This window comes from Streptomyces sp. P9-A4, assembly GCF_036634195.1.
In the GTDB taxonomy this organism is placed as follows: Bacteria; Actinomycetota; Actinomycetes; order Streptomycetales; family Streptomycetaceae; genus Streptomyces.
On sequence record NZ_JAZIFY010000001.1, the window covers coordinates 6,247,456 to 6,263,781 of the forward strand.

The following is a 16,326-nucleotide window of genomic DNA, read 5'->3' on the forward strand; positions in this document are numbered from 1 at the left end:
CCGCGCGCAGCGAGCAGGGTGAGGAGGGTGCCGGTCCTCCGCGCGGGGCGGAGGCGGCGTCGGAGTGGGAGGTGCCGTCAGAGTGCGGAGGTGGCGTGCATCAGAGTTCGGAGTCGATGAACGCGAGGAGTTCGTCGACCGACGCGGACTGGACCCGTTCGGTCAGGTCGATGTCGTGGGCCGGGGCCCGCTGGGCCGGTACGCGGGCGACCAGTGCCTGGAGTCGCTGGACGATCTCGTCCCTGATGTCGTCCTGGGTGTCGTCCGGCAGTTCGGCGAGCGTCGCTTCCAGCCGGCCGAGTTCGATCAGCCCGGGTACGGCCTTGCCGCCGGTCGCGTCGGTGGAGTCGGTGGTGTCGTCGGAGTCCTCGTCGTCCGGGGCCAGTTCGGAGTGCAGCTGGGCCACGACCGCGAGCGGTGTCGGGTAGTTGAAGAGGAAGGTGGCGGGCAGGCGCAGACCGGAGCCGGTCTGGAGCCTGTTGCGCAGTTCGACGAGGGTGAGCGAGTCGCAGCCCAGGTCCTTGAAGGGCCGGTCGGCGGGGACGCCGGCCGCCGAGGACCGCCCGAGGACGGCGGCGGTCTGCACCCGGACGAGGTCGAGCAGCAGTTCCTCCCGCTCGGGTGGGCTGAGTACGGCGAGCCGGTCGCGCAGGGTCCCGGTCGTCGGGGCCGTCGCGGCCGTCGGCGCCTGGGCCGGCCGGACCGCCACCGGAGCCAGGTCCCGCAGCACGGTGGGCAGTTGGTCCCCGAGTGCGCCCAGCGCGGCACGGTCCAGGGGAGCGGGTACGAGCGCCGCGACGTCCGTGCGGAGAGCCGCGTCGAGCAGGGCCAGGCCCTCCGCCCGGTCGATGGGCGCGAGTCCGGTTCTGGCGATCCTTACCCGGTCGGCCTCGGACAGGGCGCCCGCCATACCGGCGGCACCCGGCCTCCCCGCCGTGTCCGACCACATGCCCCAGGCCAGGGACAGCGCCGGTAGACGACGCACCCTGCGGTACTGGGCCAGCGCGTCCAGGTAGGCGTTGGCGGCGGCGTAGTTGCCCTGGCCGGGGCCACCGATGACCCCCATGACGGAGGAGAAGAGGACGAACGCCGCCAGGTCCTGGTCCAGGGTCAGCTCGTGGAGGTTCCGGGCCGCCACCGCCTTCGCGGCGAGCACCGTGTTCAGGCGTTCGGGGGTGAGCGCGGTGACCACACCGTCGTCGAGCACGCCCGCGGCATGGACGACGGCGGTGAGCCGTACGCCGTTCAGCAGCTCCGCGAGCGCGTCACGGTCGGCGGTGTCACAGGCGGCGACAGTCGCCTCCGCACCCAACTCGGCGAGTTCAGAAGCCAGTTCACCGGCACCCGGGGCTTCGGGGCCACGACGGCTGACCAGGAGCAGACGGCGGGCGCCGTGCTCGGTGACCAGATGCCGCGCGACCAGCCCGCCGAGCGCACCGGTGGCCCCGGTGACCAGCACCGTGCCGTCCGGGTCGAGCGCCGCCGGCAGTGTCAGGACGACCTTGCCGATGTGCTTGGCCTGGCTGACGTGACGGAACGCCTCCGGCGCCCGGCGGACGTCCCACGTGCTGACCGGCAGCGGCGTCAGCGCCCCCGAGGACAGCAACGTCAGTACGTCCGACAGGAGTGCGGCGATCCGCTCCGTCGGCTCCTGGAGCAGGTCGAAGAATCCGTAGTCCACCCCGGGGTGGTCGGCCGCCACCCGCTCCGGGTCGCGCAGATCCGTCTTGCCCATCTCCACGAACCGACCGCCGTGCGGCAGCAGCCGCAGGGAAGCGTCCACGAACTCACCCGCGAGCGAGTTCAGTACGACGTCCATGCCACGGCCACCGGTGGCCGCGCCGAACGCGGTCTCGAAGTCCAGGGTGCGGGACGACGCCAGGTTCGCCCCCTCCAGGCCGAGGCCACGCAGGGCGTCCCACTTGCCAGGACCCGCCGTGCCGTAGACCTCGGCACCCAGGTGCCGGGCCAGCTGGACGGCGGCCATGCCGACGCCACCGGCGGCGGCGTGGATCAGGACGCGCTCGCCCTCCGCCAGACCCGCCAGGTCGACGAGGGCGTGGTACGCGGTCAGGAACACGATGGGCGCGGACGCCGCCTGGGCGTACGACCAGTCGGCCGGCATGGCGGCGACCCGCCGGTGGTCGGCGACGGCCACCGGGCCGAACGCCCCGGAGAGCAGACCCATCACCCGGTCCCCGACGCCCAGCCCGACGACGCCCGGCCCGACCTCGGTGACCACACCGGCCCCTTCGAGGCCCAGCAGGCCGGGGTCGCCGGGGTACAGGCCGAGGGTGTTCAGCACGTCGCGGAAGTTGACGCCCGCGGCGCGCACGGAGATACGGACCTCGCCCGCTGCCAGCGGGGCCAGGGCCTCCGGGCAGGGGTCGAGCGTCAGATGGTCGAGCGTCCCCCGGTCGCGTACCGCGAGGCGCCAGGCGGACACCCCGGCAGGGGGGACGAGGGCTCCGTCGGCCGTCGCCCGGACGAGCCGAGGGACCAGCAACGATCCCTCTCGTACGGCGAGTTGGGGTTCGGTGCCGATCAACGGCAGTGCGGTACGGCAGTCGGCGGCCGACTCCACGTCGAGCAGACCGATCCGCCCGGGGTTCTCCGTCCGGGCCGAGCGCGCCAGACCCCACACGGCGGCCACGTCGGGGTCGACGTCGGCGTCCGGTTCCGTGGCCACGGCGGCCCGGGTGACGAGCACGAGCCGGGAGTCCGCGAACCGGTCGTCGACCAGCCATGCCTGGAGCACGGCGAGCGCACGGTGCACGGCGGCGGGCGCACTGTCGGGCGCCACGCCGTCCATGGAGCCCGCGAGTTCTACGAGCGGGGCGAAGACGACCTCGGGCGCCGGGTGGCCCGCGTCGAGGGACCGCCCGAGCGCCGCCAGATCGGCGTAAGCCTGCCCGACACCGAGGTCGGCGGAGCCCAGGACGACGGCCGACGGGGACGATTCCCGCTCCGCCGTGACCGGCTTCCAGTCCAGGCGGTGGAGCGACCGGGGAACGGCCACTTCGTCGCTCACCGGGCGCAGTACCAGCTCCTCGATCTCGGCGACCACCGCGCGGGACTCGTCGAGCAGGGTCAGCGAGACGGTGTCCTGGCCGGTGTTCGCGATCAGGGCGAGAGCGCTTCGGGCGCCGGGCTGACGGATGGTCACACCCCGCCAGGAGAAGGGCAGGAGACGGCGCTCACCGTCGGACAGCGCGGTCATCACGATCGGGTGCAGGGCCGCGTCGAGCAGCGCCGGGTGCATCCCGTAGGAACCGGCGTCGGTGACGGACGACGGCAGGGCGACCTCGGCGAGCAGGTCCGCCTCTCCCTGTCGCCAGGCGGCGCGCAGGCCCTGGAACACCGGGCCGTAGGCATATCCGGCGGCGGCCAGATCCTCGTAGCAGCCCTCCACGGGCAGCGGCTCGGTCCCGCCGTCGGGCCGGCCCGCTGCCTTCGCGGGAGAGCCGTCGTGCGGGGCGAGCGCGCCGGTGGCGTGCAGGGTCCACGGCTCGGTGGCGCCGTCCGGAGTCTCGGAGCGGGCGTGCACGGTCAGCGCGCGCTGACCGTCGTCGCCGGGCGCGGCCACGACCACCTGCACCTCGGCGCGGCCCTCCGCCGGGATCACCAGGGGCGCGACCAGGGTGAGTTCGGCGACGTGCGGCACACCGGTCTGCGCGCCGGCGCGGGCGGCGAGTTCCAGGAACGCGGTGCCGGGCAGCAGGACGGATCCGAGGACGGCGTGGTCGGCCAGCCAGGGATGGGTACGCCTGCCGAGCCGGGCGGTCAGTACGGCCTGCCCGGATTCGGCGAGTTCGACGACGGGGCCGAGCATCGGGTGCCCGGCCGCTCCCTGGGCACCCTGCGCGGTCAGCCAGTAGCGCTCCCGCTGGAACGCGTACGTGGGCAGGCCGGGCGTCCGTCCGGGGCCGAACACGGCGTGCCAGTCGGGGCTTCGGCCCCGGACGTGCAGGGCGCCGAGTGCCTGGGACAGGGTGCGGCGCTCGGGCCGCCCGCGCCGCAGCACCGGGACGAACGCCAGCGCTTCGTCGTCGAGACAGTCCTGGCCGAGGGCCGACAGCACACCGTCCGGGCCGAGTTCGAGGAAGGTCCGCATCCCCAGCTCGTGGAGCGTGGCGAGGCCGTCGGACATCCGCACTTCCCGGCGCACCTGCCGGACCCAGTAGTCGGCGGTGATGTCGACGGGCCCACCGGTGACGGTGGACACCATGGTGACGCGCGGCTGCGCGTACCGCACTTCGGCCGTGACGGCCGCGAACGCGTCGAGCATCCCGTCCATGCGGTGGGAGTGGAAGGCGTGACTGACGACGAGCCTGCGCGTCTTGTGGCCGGCGGCGGCGAAGACCCCGGCGACCTCCTCGACGGCCTCGACGTCACCGGAGACGACGACGGCCGTGGGGCCGTTGACCGCGGCGATGCTCACCTCGTGGCCGCGGCCTTCGAGGAGGACGGAGACCTCGTCCTGCGACGCCCGGACGGCCACCATCGCGCCGCCGGCCGGCAGGGCCTGCATGAGACGGCCGCGTGCGGCGACCAGGGTGCAGGCGTCGGCCAGGGTGAGGATCCCGGCGACATGGGCGGCGGCGAACTCACCGATGGAGTGGCCGAGTACGGCGTCCGGAGCCAGGCCCCGGTGTTCGAGCAGCCGGAACAACGCCACCTGGAGGGCGAAGAGGGCGCTCTGCGTGTTCTCGGTCCGGTCGAGGGCCTCGGCGTCGTGGAACATCACCTCGCGGATCGGCGGCGTGCCGGGCACGGACGCGCGGCGGGCGTCCAGTTCGGCGCACACCTCGTCCAGGGCTGCGGCGAAGACCGGCTCGCTCTCGTACAACTCCTTGCCCATTCCCACACGTTGACTGCCCTGCCCGGTGAACAGGTAGGCGAGTCCGTCGTCGGGGCGTGCCGCCCCGACGGTGAGGGCGGAGTGCGGTTCGCCCCGGCCGAGCGCGGTGAGCGCCGCGACGGCCTCGGCCCGGTCCTCGGCGGTGACCGCCGCACGGTGGTCGAGGGCGGTACGGGTGGTGGCGAGGGCGCGGCCGAGGTCGCCGTCGGTCACGTCGCCGAGGGTGTCCAGGGCGCCGGCGAGGGCGGTGGCCTGGGCGCGCAGCGCCGGTTCGGTACGGCCGGACAGCACCCACAGCGGGGTGGCGGCGTCGGGGCCGGTGGCGAGCGGCTCGGCGGCGGCCTGCGGGGCGGGGGCTTCGGCGAGGATGACGTGGGCGTTGGTGCCGCTGATGCCGAAGGAGGACACACCGGCCCTGCGGACCCTGTCGTCGGTGGCGGGCCAGGGGCGGGGCTCGGTGAGGATCTCGACGCCGCCCGCTTCCCAGTCGACGAGCTTGCTGGGCTTGCCCACGTTCAGCGAGGCGGGCAGCTGCCCGTGGCGCAGGGCCATGACCATCTTGATGACGCCGCCGACGCCTGCCGCCGCCTGGGCGTGCCCGAGGTTGGACTTGAGGGAGCCGAGCAGCAGGGGCTGTCCGTCGCGCTCGGTGCCGTAGGTGGCGAGCAGGGCCTGGGCCTCGATCGGGTCGCCGAGGACGGTGCCGGTGCCGTGGGCCTCGACCGCGTCGACACCCGAGAAGGACACCCCGGCGTCCTGGACGGCGGCGCGGATCACCCGCTCCTGGGCCGGGCCGCTGGGCGCGGTGAGCCCGTTGGAGGCGCCGTCCTGGTTGACGGCGGTTCCGGCGACGACGGCGAGTACGTCGTGTCCGAGGCGCCGGGCGTCCGAGAGCCGCTCCACGACGAGGACACCGACACCCTCCGCCCACGCCGTGCCGTCGGCGTCGGCGGAGAAGGACTTGCAGCGGCCGTCCTCCGCGAGGCCCCGCTGACGCGAGAACTCCACGAAGATGCCGGGCGTCGACATGATCGTCACGCCGCCCGCGAGGGCGAGCGAGCACTCACCGGACCGCACCGCGCGGACCGCGAGGTGCAGGGCGACGAGCGATGACGAGCAGGCGGTGTCCACGGTCAGTGCCGGGCCCTGGAGGCCGAGCGTGTAGGCCACCCGGCCCGACGCCACACTGGACGTGGTTCCCGTCAGACCGAAGCCGGCGGCGCCCACACCCGCCTCTCCGAGCCGCGGACCGTACTCCTGGGCCATCACACCGGCGAACACCCCTGCCTGGGTGCCGCGCAAGGAGTCCGGGGCGATTCCGGCCCGCTCAAGGGCCTGCCAGCACACTTCGAGGAAGGCGCGCTGCTGCGGGTCCATCGCCAGCGCCTCGCGCGGCGAGATCCCGAACAGTTCGGCGTCGAACTCCGCGGCGCCTTCGAGGAAGCCACCGTTGCGCACGTAGGTGGTGCCCACATGCGCGGGGTCCGGGTGGTAGAGACCGTCGAGGTCCCAGCCGCGGTCGGCGGGGAAGCCGGAGATCACGTCGCGCTGCTCGGCGACGACCCGCCACAGGGCCTCGGGCGAGTCCACGCCGCCCGGGAAGCGGCAGCCGATGCCGACGATCACGACGGGGTCGTCCTGATCGGGACCCGCTTCGGGGGCCGCCGTGTCCTGCCGCTCGTCGGCGAGCAGCGCGGCCAGCGCGGCGGGGCTGGGGTGGTCGTACACCACCGTGGTGGAGAGCTTGCGGCCGGTGGCGGCGACGAGCCGGTCGCGCAGCTCGACGACCATCGCCGAGTCGATGCCCAACTCCTTGAAGGTCCGCCGGGGTTCGATCTCGGCGGGGGAGTCGTAGCCGAGGACGGCGGCGCTGTGCGCCCGTACCAGCTCCAGGGCGGCCGGGCCGGTCAGCGAGCGGATCGCCTCGGTCCCGTCCCCGTCGGCGGGGTCGTCCTGGTACGCCTCGGCCGGGGGCGTCGGCAAGGTGTCGGCCGACGGCGGGGCGACACGGGCGGCGCCGGGCCGCGCGGTGATCCAGTGGCGGCGCCGCTGGAAGGCGTACGTCGGAAGCTCGGTGCGGGCGGCCGGGGCGGCGGGCAGGACGGCGGACCAGTCCACCTCCGCGCCGTGGCAGAACGCCTCGCCGAACGCGAGCGTCAGCCGTCGCGGGCCGCCCTCGCCGCGCCGCAGCGTGCCCAGCGCGGTGACCGGCAGGTCCGCGGCCTCCGCGGTCTGCTGGACGGCGAGCGCGAGCACCGGGTGGGGGCTCATCTCGATGAACAGCTCGTGGCCCGCGTCGAGCAGGGCCCGGACGGCCGGAGCGAACCGTACGGGTTCCCGCAGGTTCCGGTACCAGTAGTCGACGTCCAGCTCGGAGCCTTCGACCTCCGTGGCGGTCACGGTCGAGTGCAGCGGCACGCTCCCGGGGCGCGGGGCGATCCCGGCGAGGTCCGCGAGGAGCGCGTCGCGCACGGCGTCGACGTGCGGGCTGTGCGAGGCGTAGGCGACCGGGACGCGCCGGGTGCGGACGTCCTCGCCGTACCGCGCGGCGAGTGCGTCCAGGGCGGCGCCGTCACCGGCGACCACGGTCATGCCGGGCGAGTTGACGGCGGCCACGCTCAACTGCGGGTGGGCGGCGAGGTCTTCGCGGACGCGGTCGGCGGGCAGCGACACGGTGAGCATGCCGCCGCCGAGTCCGGCGAGCGCGCCGAGGGCGGCGCTGCGCACGGCGATCAGCCGGGCCGCGTCGTCGAGGCTCAGGGCGCCGCTGACGGTGGCGGCGGCGATCTCGCCCTGGGAGTGACCGACGACCGCGGCCGGTTCGACACCCGCCTCCCGCCACAGCGCGGCGAGACCGACCATCACGGCCCACAGGGCGGGCTGCACGACGTCGTCGCGGTCGAGGGCGGGGGCGCCGGGGCGTCCGCGCAGCACATCGGTGAGCGACCAGTCGCGGTACGGGCGCAGCGCGCGCTCGCAGTCCTCGACGACCCGGGCGAAGACGGGGGCGCTGTCCAGGAGTTCGGCGGCCATGCCGGCCCACTGCGAACCCTGGCCGGGGAAGACGAAAACGGCCTCGCGGGCGGCCCGGTGGCTGCTGCCGGTGACCGCGGACGCGGTGACGCCGGAGTCGGCGACGGCGTCCAGGGCGGTCAGCAGTTCGCTCCGGTCGGCGCCGACCAGTACCGCCCGGTGGCTGAATACGGTGCGGTCGTGGGCGAGGGCCCGGGCGATCTCGACGGCGCCCGCGTCCGGGTGTGCGGCGAGGTGGTCGCGCAGCCGGGCGGCCTGGGCGCGCAGCGCCTTGTCACCGCGCCCGGAAAGCACCCAGGGGACGGATTCGCGTACGTCCGACACGCCGGCGCGCTCAGGGTTCTGCTCTGGCTTGTTCTCGATGTTCCCGGCGGCGGTTCCCGGCCACTCGCCGAGTACCAGGTGGCAGTTGGTTCCACCCATTCCGACCGAGGTCACACCCGCGAAGAGCGGCCCGTCGGGATTCGGCCACGCACCTGCCTCGGTGACGGCGGCGAGCCTCAGTTCATCGAATGCGATGCCCGGATTGGGCGTTTGGTAGTTGAGGGTTGGAACGACTTCCCGCTCTTTGAGGCAGAGGATGGTCTTGACCAGCCCCGCTATGCCCGAAGCGCCTTCCAGGTGTCCGATGTTCGTCTTGACGGAACCGAGCGCGAGGGGATTGCCGGGAGTACGGGACGAAGCGAATACGGCGCCCAGGGCGGAAGCTTCTATGGGATCACCGACGCGGGTTCCCGAGCCGTGTATTTCTATGTACTGCGCTTGTTCCAACGGTATACAAGCGTCGGCCCAGGCAGCGCGTATGACGCGCTCCTGGGCTTTTCCGTTCGGGGTGGGGAGGGTCTCGCTCGCTCCGTCGCTGCCGATGGCCCCACCGTGCAGCAGACAGTGGATGCGGTCGCCGTCCGCGATCGCCCGGCTGAGGAGTTTCAGCGCGACCACGCCGCCCCCCTCGCCCCGGACGTAGCCGTTCGCCCGGGCGTCGAGTGCGTAACATCGCCCGTCGGGCGAGAGGCTGCCGAAGGCCGCCAGGGCGTGGGTGCTCTCCGGCGCGAGGTTGAGGTTGACACCGCCGGCCAGTGCCACGACGGACTCGCCGCGACGCAGGCTCTCGCAGGCCAACTGCACCGCGACCAGCGAGGACGACTGCGCGGTGTCGACCACCATGCTGGGGCCCTGGAGGCCGAGGGCGTAGGAGATCCGGTTGGCGATGATGCCGCGGTGGAGGCCGGTGACGGTGTGCGCGGAGGTGGCGCCGGGGCCGGCCGCGTGGGTCAGGGCCGCGTAGTCGTCGGCGATCGCGCCGACGAAGACGCCGGTGGAGGTGCCGGCGAGCGTGGCCGGGACGACCCCGGCGTCCTCAAGGGCCTCCCAGGCGAGTTCGAGCGCGAGCCGCTGCTGCGGATCCATCGCGGCGGCCTCGCGCGGGGATATCCCGAAGAACTCGGCATCGAAGGTGTCGACCTGGGGCAGAAAGCCTCCGGGGCGCGGTGAACCGTCTTCTAATGCGGCGAGATGGGCGCGATCCGCGGGTGGTTCCGCAATGGCGTCGCGACCGGACCTGAGAAGGTCCCAGAATTCCTCGGGGCTCGCGCCACCGGGAAAACGGCAGGAAAGACCGACGACGGCAACCGCATCGGCCAAAGGTGATGGTGTCGCCTCAATCCGGGCATGGCGGATCATGGTGTTGTTGCTCCCCCCGTGAAGCATCATCAACGGCACTGCCGACTCGGCGGTCCGGCATTTGGACCCTAGCACCGAGTCGGCGCTCCGTAAACCAATGGCCACGGGCCGGAGTTGGCATACGAAAACAATGCACGGGGGGCATTTCGGGGACATGGCTTGCGCGTAACCGTCTGGTCGACCAGACGGAATCCGAGGGGGCTTGCGCGGGTGCCTCGCAGCCGCTATTGGCCGCCTTCCCGCAGGCGTCCGCGGGCCCGTCGGTCCTGGGGACCGAGGGGCGGCGGACTCATGGGTTCACGGGGTCACGAGGTCAGGCCTTCGGTCCCGGCTGCGCCTTGGTGAGGGTGCAGACGCCGTCCACGCACTGACGCTCCAGACGGCCGCGCGAGATGGTCTGCGCCAGGCCGACCATCCAGCAGGTGGGGCAGCCGCGGAAGGCGATCAGCGCCAGCGGCGCCGCCAGCAGGGTCGCCGGGCCGGCGACGGGCACCATGGCGATCGAGCCGATGATCAGCCCGAAGCCGATGGCGCCGCGCGCCAGGTGGCGCGGGACGGACTTGCTGGCGAAGTCGGGCCCCGCGGGCTTGGCGGCGGGGGTCTCGATCAGCACGCCGGGTGCGGTCTTTACGGTGTTCACGGTTGCGTTTCTCCTCCGACTGGTGGTCCGATGGCTGAATCTGATGCCTGATCGGGTGCTTGGTCGGTCACTTCCAGCGAGTGACGCAGTGCTGTTCGAGCCCTGTGCAGCCGCGACTTCATCGCGGCGGTGCTCAGACCGAGCGAACGGGCGACGGTCTTACCGGGCAGGCCCTGTACGTCCCGCATGATCAGGACCTGCCGCTGCTCACGGGGAAGGGCGCTGACCGCGGCCGCGATCCGCTCCACCTCCAGCCGGTGCAGCACCGCCTCCTCGGCGGACGGCTCGGCGCACCCCTCCGGTTCGGCCGACGCCGGGTCACTCCGCGACACGAGCAGCCGTACCTGTCTGAGGCACTCGTTGCGCACGATGCGGAACATCCATGAGGCGAGCGCGCCACTGGCCCGGAGGGTGCCGATCTTCCGGTAGAGGATGATCAGCGCCTCCTGCGCCGCGTCCTCGGCGTCCTGCGGCGAGGCGCACAGTGATATGGCGAACTTGCGCACATGAGGCTGCGATTCCATGACGACGGTGGTGAGCGAGCTGACGTCGCCGTCCTGAGCGGCCTTGATGAGCCGCTCGTCCGGCCAGGGGAAGCGTTGGTTCATGTGCTACTCATACCCGGAGGGCGCCCCGCACGCGGACCGCGGTCAGCTGCGGCTCTTGAAGCGGCGCATCAGGTGCCAGCTGCACGCGCCCACGAGCAGGACTCCGATGACGACGATGGCGGTGACCATGGGTGTTTCCTCCCGGTTCAGCCGGCCCGTTCGGCCGGTACACGGATAAGAGACGGGGGGGTCCCGAAAGGATTCGCCCCCGGCCGAAGTTTTTTTCCGCGACCCGTGCGCGACCCGTACCCGGCCCGTGGAGGAGCGGTGGGGGACCCGTGCGCGACCCCGCCCGTACGGCCCCGGCACCCGCCCCCGCGCGGCGGCCGGCCCGCACCCGCGTCCCGGCCGGCGGGCGGGATGTGCGAGCGTGAGTGGGTGAACGAGAAGAACACGGAAACCCTGCAGTACGGCTCTGACGGGCCGGAAGACGCCCCGGTCCTGGTCCTGGGACCCTCTCTCGGCACCACGCGCCACATGTGGGACCGGCAGATACCCGAACTCATCAAGGACTGGCGGGTCGTCCGGTTCGACCTCCCCGGGCACGGCGGCGCCCCCGCCGAGCCCTTCACCTCCGTCGCCGAGCTGGGCGACCGGCTCCTCGCCACCCTCGACACGCTCGGCATCCAGCGCTTCGGGTACGCGGGCTGCTCCCTCGGCGGCGCCGTCGGCCTCGACCTCGCCCTGCGCGCACCGCACCGGGTCGCCTCGCTCGCCCTGGTCGCGACCTCGCCCCGGTTCGGCAGCGCCGACGAGTTCCGCCAGCGCGGTGTCATCGTCCGGGCCAACGGCCTGGAGCCGATGGCCCGCACCGCCCCCGAGCAGTGGTTCACCCCCGTGTTCGCCGGTGCGCAACCCGCCATCGTGGACTGGGCGGTACAGATGGTCCGGACGACCGACCCCGCCTGCTACGTCGCCGCCTGCGAGGCCCTCGCCGTCTTCGACGTCCGCGAGGCCCTGGACCGGATCGGGGTCCCCGTGCTGGTGCTCGTCGGCTCGGAGGACCAGGTCACCGGGCCCGCCGAGGCCCGTACCCTCGTCGCCGGCATCGCCGACGCCCGGCTCGCCGTCGTGCCCGGCGCCTCGCACCTCGCCCCCGTCGAGCAGCCCGCCGCCGTGACCGACCTGCTCGTCGAGCACTTCGCGGGCACCGCGCCGGACACCAGCGGCGTCCTCACCGTGCCGCCGCTGCCGGCCGCCCCCGTGCCCGAGCCCGTCCCGGCCGTCGAGTCCGCGGAGGCGGGCCGGCCCGACCCCTACGACAAGGGGATCGCCCTGCGCCGCGAGGTCCTCGGCGACGCCCGTGTGGACCAGGCGCTGGCGGGGGACCCCGACGGCACCTTCCAGGACCTCGTCACCCGGTACGCCTGGGGCGAGGTCTGGAACCGGGACGGCCTCGACCGGCGCACCCGCAGCGTCGTCACCCTCACCGCGCTGATCGCCGGCGGTCACCGGGAGGCCCTCGCCGACCACACCCGCGCCGCCCTCCGCAACGGCCTGTCGGCCGCGGAGCTGCGCGAGATCGTGGTCCACGCGGGCGTGTACTGCGGCTTCCCCGCCGCCGAGACCGCGCTCGGCGTGGTCGCCCGCGTCGTCGAGGAGGAGACCAGGCCCCCGGCGTAACCTGGGCGTGTGAAGCTGACGAAGAAGTCCCACGCCTGCGTGCGGCTGGAGAAGGACGGGCGGACGCTCGTCCTCGACCCCGGCATGTTCACCGAGGAGGACGCGGTCCTCGGGGCCGACGCCCTGCTCGTCACGCACGAGCACCCCGACCACTTCGACGAGGGCCGGCTGCGCGCGGCCCTCGAGGCGAACGGGGCCGCCGAGGTCTGGACGCTCCACAGCGTCGCCGAACAGCTCTCGGCGGCCTTCCCCGGCCGGGTGCACACCGTCGGTCACGGCGACACGTTCACGGCGGCCGGGTTCGACGTCCAGGTGCACGGCGAACTGCACGCCGTGATCCACCCGGACATCCCGCGCGTCACCAACGTGGGCTTCCTCGTCGACGGCTCCGTATTCCACCCCGGAGACGCCCTCACCGTGCCCGACCAGCCCGTGGACACGCTGCTGCTCCCCGTCATGGCCCCGTGGAACAAGATCTCCGAGGTCATCGACTACGTCCGCGAGGTCGGGCCGCGCCGGGCCTACGACATCCACGACGCGCTGCTGACCGACCTGGCCCGCCCCATCTACGACCGCCAGATCGGCGCCCTCGGCGGTACCGACCACAACCGCCTCGCCCCGGGCACGTCCACGGAGGTCTGAGCACCTGCGGCGGTCCGCTCCCGGCGGCCCCGCCGGGGGCCGCGCGGCCGGCCCGGAGCCCGCGGCGACGCCGATTGTCAGTGCCCGCACGTAGGCTTGCGCTCATGCGCATCGCCACCTGGAACGTCAATTCGATCACCGCCCGGCTGCCCCGGCTGCTCGCCTGGCTGGAGAGCACCGGCACGGACGTGCTGTGCATCCAGGAGACCAAGTGCACCGCCGAGCAGTTCCCCACCGAGGAGCTGCGCGCCCTGGGGTACGAGTCCGTGGTCAACGCCACGGGGAGGTGGAACGGCGTGGCCCTGGTCTCCCGCGTCGGCCTCGCTGACGTGGTCACCGGTCTGCCCGGCGGACCCGAGTACGACGGTGCCGAGGAGCCCCGGGCGATCTCCGCGACCTGCGGCCCGGTCCGCGTCTGGTCGGTGTACGTGCCGAACGGCCGGGAGGTCGCCCACGAGCACTACGCCTACAAGCTCCGCTGGCTGGAGGCGCTCAAGGCCGCCGTCGGGGAGGACGCGGCGGGGGACCGCCCCTTCGCGGTCCTCGGTGACTACAACATCGCCCCGACCGACGACGACGTCTGGGACATCGGCGTCTTCGAGGGCGCCACGCACGTGACCGAGCCGGAGCGGGCCGCGCTCGCCGGACTCCGCGAGACCGGTCTGTCCGACGTGGTCCCGCGCCCCCTCAAGTACGACCACCCCTTCACGTACTGGGACTACCGCCAGCTCTGCTTCCCGAAGAACAAGGGCATGCGCATCGACCTGGTCTACGGCAACAAGCCCTTCGCCGAGGCGGTCACCGACAGTTACGTGGACCGCGAGGAGCGCAAGGGCAAGGGCGCGTCCGACCACGCCCCGGTCGTCGTCGACCTCGACGTGTAGCGCGGGCCGCTGCCCGGCGGCGGAGATGATCTCCGCGCGCCGGGTGGTCGACCGGCAGGTGGCGGTGCGAGGCTGTTCGGATGAACATCCCGTTTCTGGACAACTGGCGCAAGCGGCATGAGCCCGAGCCGGCCGAGTCCCCGCTGGCCGCGGCCTACGACCGCGACCCCGAGGGAGTGGGCGAGCTGCTCGCCGAGTGCGAGCTGCTGCGCACCCGCGTGGCGCAGTCCGGGGTGGCGCTCGACGACACCCCGCGCTCGCTCCAGGAGCTCGACCAGCTGCCGCCCCACTGGCGGGACGATCCGGAGGAGCTGCCCTGGGTCGGGAACGACGCGGGGCTCTACCTCGGCACCGTGATCGTCCGGAACGTGCCGGGGGCCCGCTGGCAGGTGTGGCCGGGCGGCGGACCGGTGGTCCGGCTCGCCTCGGGGCGTGAGATCCAGGTCGTGGAGGCCGGTCTCGACTGGGCGATGACGGGTTCGCCGGAGCTCTCGCAGGTCTACGCGGAGGCCGCCGAGTACTGATTCCGGGTACACCCCACCACCCTTTTGCAGTAAATACGGCTTATTCCTGTTTCATGCGTGTCGGGTCTGAAGTCCCTTTTCGGATGGATAGCTTGCGCTGACTCGACACCGCTGAGAAATGGGGCAGGGCAGCGTATGGCCGTCGTCGATCCGCTGATCGAACTGCGTGGCGTCAACAAGCACTACGGCACGTTGCACGTCCTCCAGTCCATCGATCTCACCGTCGGCCGGGGTGAGGTGGTCGTCGTCATCGGTCCGTCCGGATCCGGCAAGTCCACCCTCTGCCGGGCGATGAACCGCTTGGAGCGGGTCGAGTCCGGCGAGATCGTCATCGACGGACAGCCCCTCCCCGAGGAGGGCAAGGCGCTCGCCCGGCTGCGGGCCGAAGTCGGCATGGTCTTCCAGTCGTTCAACCTCTTCGCTCACAAGACCGTCCTCGCGAACGTCTCCCTCGCGCAGATCAAGGTCCGCAAGCGCAAGAAGGAGGAGGCCGACCGGCGTTCGCGCGAACTCCTCGAACGGGTCGGGCTCGCCGCCCACGCCGACAAGTACCCGGCCCAGCTCTCCGGCGGCCAGCAGCAGCGCGTGGCCATCGCCCGCGCCCTCGCCATGGACCCCAAGGCCCTCCTCTTCGACGAGCCGACCTCGGCCCTCGACCCCGAGATGATCAACGAGGTCCTCGAGGTCATGCGGCAACTCGCCCGCGAGGGAATGACGATGGTGGTCGTCACCCACGAGATGGGCTTCGCCCGTTCCGCCGCCAACCGGGTCGTCTTCATGGCCGACGGCAGGATCGTCGAGGACCGCACGCCGGAGGACTTCTTCACGGCCCCGCGCAGCGAGCGCGCCAAGGACTTCCTCTCCAAGATCCTCAAGCACTGAGCGGGTTGGGAACCATGCAGCGTACGCACCGCACCCTGGTCGCGCTCGCCCTGCTGCTCGCCGCGACGGCGGCGCTCGGCGGCTGCGGCAAGGAGGGCAGCCCGCCCGTCAAGGGCCCGCAGCCCGACCAACTCCCCGTCTACCAGGTCCAGTCGGACTTCACCCTGCCCGACTCCGCCACCTGGAACCGGGCGAAGAAGCGCGGCCGGCTGATCGTCGGCGCCAAGGAGGACCAGCCCTACATGGGCGAGAAGGACCCGGCCACCGGCCGGTACTCCGGCTTCGACATCGAGATCGCCAAGATGATGGCGGCCTCCCTCGGCTTCGACCCGGCCGGCATCGACTTCCGTACGATCGCCTCGGCCAACCGCGAGACCGCCCTGCAGAACGGTCAGATCGACTACTACGTCGGCACCTACACCATCAACGACAACCGCAAGAAGCTCGTCGGCTTCGCCGGGCCCTACTACCTGGCCGGCCAGTCACTCCTGGTCCGCACCGACGAGACCGACATCGCGGGACCCCAGGACCTGGCCGGCAAACGCGTCTGCTCGGCCGCCGGCTCGACCCCGTACCAGCGGATCCAGAAGGACTACCCGAAGGCCGAACTCGTCGCCTACGACACGTACTCGGCCTGCGTGGACAATCTGCTGACCTACCAGGTCGACGCGGTGACCACCGACGACACGATCCTGATGGGCTACGCCGCCAAGGTCCCCGACGAACTCAAGGTCGTCGGCAAGCCGTTCTCCGAGGAGCCGTACGGCATCGGCGTCCCGCACGGGGACAACGCGCTGCGCTTCGCGCTCGACGACGCCATCGCCGCCCACGAGAAGAACGGCGACTGGAAGAAGGCGTACGACGCCACCCTCGGCCTCTCCGGGGTCCCGGCCCCGAAGCCGCCCGCCATCGACCGATACCCGGCGAGCTGACCGGAGGAACCCCC

Annotated in this window: 9 protein-coding genes; 6 read left to right on the forward strand and 3 right to left on the reverse strand. The window is 72.6% G+C overall.

The annotated features are described in order from the left end of the window. Positions 1-100: 100 nt before the first annotated feature. From V4Y03_RS28080 to V4Y03_RS28090, 3 genes are all read right to left on the reverse strand, one after another. The gene (locus V4Y03_RS28080; RefSeq protein ID WP_443079832.1) at positions 101-9,577 is read right to left on the reverse strand and encodes an SDR family NAD(P)-dependent oxidoreductase; all 9,477 of its coding nucleotides are present in this window, start codon (positions 9,575-9,577) and stop codon (positions 101-103) included. A 313-nt stretch (positions 9,578-9,890) separates the two neighbouring features. Beyond that, positions 9,891-10,217 carry a hypothetical protein gene (locus V4Y03_RS28085; RefSeq protein WP_442809598.1) on the reverse strand — a complete coding sequence of 109 codons (327 nt, stop codon included), beginning with the start codon at positions 10,215-10,217 and terminating at the stop codon, positions 9,891-9,893. Then, positions 10,214-10,825, reverse strand: coding sequence for an RNA polymerase sigma factor (locus V4Y03_RS28090; protein ID WP_317874690.1), 612 nt, complete (start codon positions 10,823-10,825; stop codon positions 10,214-10,216). Before V4Y03_RS28090 ends, V4Y03_RS28085 begins: the two co-directional genes overlap by 4 nt. Positions 10,826-11,185: 360 nt before the next feature. Between V4Y03_RS28090 and pcaDC the strand changes: the two genes are divergently transcribed. The 6 genes from pcaDC to V4Y03_RS28120 all read left to right on the forward strand — a co-directional run bounded on the left by pcaDC (position 11,186) and on the right by V4Y03_RS28120 (position 16,312). Continuing rightward, positions 11,186-12,448 (forward strand): bifunctional 3-oxoadipate enol-lactonase/4-carboxymuconolactone decarboxylase PcaDC, encoded by a 1,263-nt coding sequence (gene pcaDC / locus V4Y03_RS28095; RefSeq protein ID WP_317874691.1) that lies wholly within the window; start codon positions 11,186-11,188, stop codon positions 12,446-12,448. A 9-nt stretch (positions 12,449-12,457) separates the two neighbouring features. After that, the gene (locus tag V4Y03_RS28100) at positions 12,458-13,090 is read left to right on the forward strand and encodes an MBL fold metallo-hydrolase (protein ID WP_317874692.1); all 633 of its coding nucleotides are present in this window, start codon (positions 12,458-12,460) and stop codon (positions 13,088-13,090) included. Positions 13,091-13,194: 104 nt separating this feature from the next. Beyond that, on the forward strand, positions 13,195-13,974 hold the full coding sequence (locus V4Y03_RS28105; RefSeq protein ID WP_317874693.1) for an exodeoxyribonuclease III: 780 nt from the start codon (positions 13,195-13,197) through the stop codon (positions 13,972-13,974). 80 nt (positions 13,975-14,054) lie between these two features. Beyond that, complete coding sequence (locus V4Y03_RS28110; protein WP_317874694.1) at positions 14,055-14,498, forward strand: DUF6278 family protein; 444 nt, start codon at positions 14,055-14,057, stop codon at positions 14,496-14,498. 135 nt (positions 14,499-14,633) lie between these two features. Further along, positions 14,634-15,380 (forward strand): amino acid ABC transporter ATP-binding protein, encoded by a 747-nt coding sequence (locus V4Y03_RS28115; RefSeq protein WP_332436722.1) that lies wholly within the window; start codon positions 14,634-14,636, stop codon positions 15,378-15,380. A 14-nt stretch (positions 15,381-15,394) separates the two neighbouring features. Beyond that, complete coding sequence (locus tag V4Y03_RS28120) at positions 15,395-16,312, forward strand: glutamate ABC transporter substrate-binding protein (protein WP_332436723.1); 918 nt, start codon at positions 15,395-15,397, stop codon at positions 16,310-16,312. Positions 16,313-16,326 lie beyond the last annotated feature (14 nt).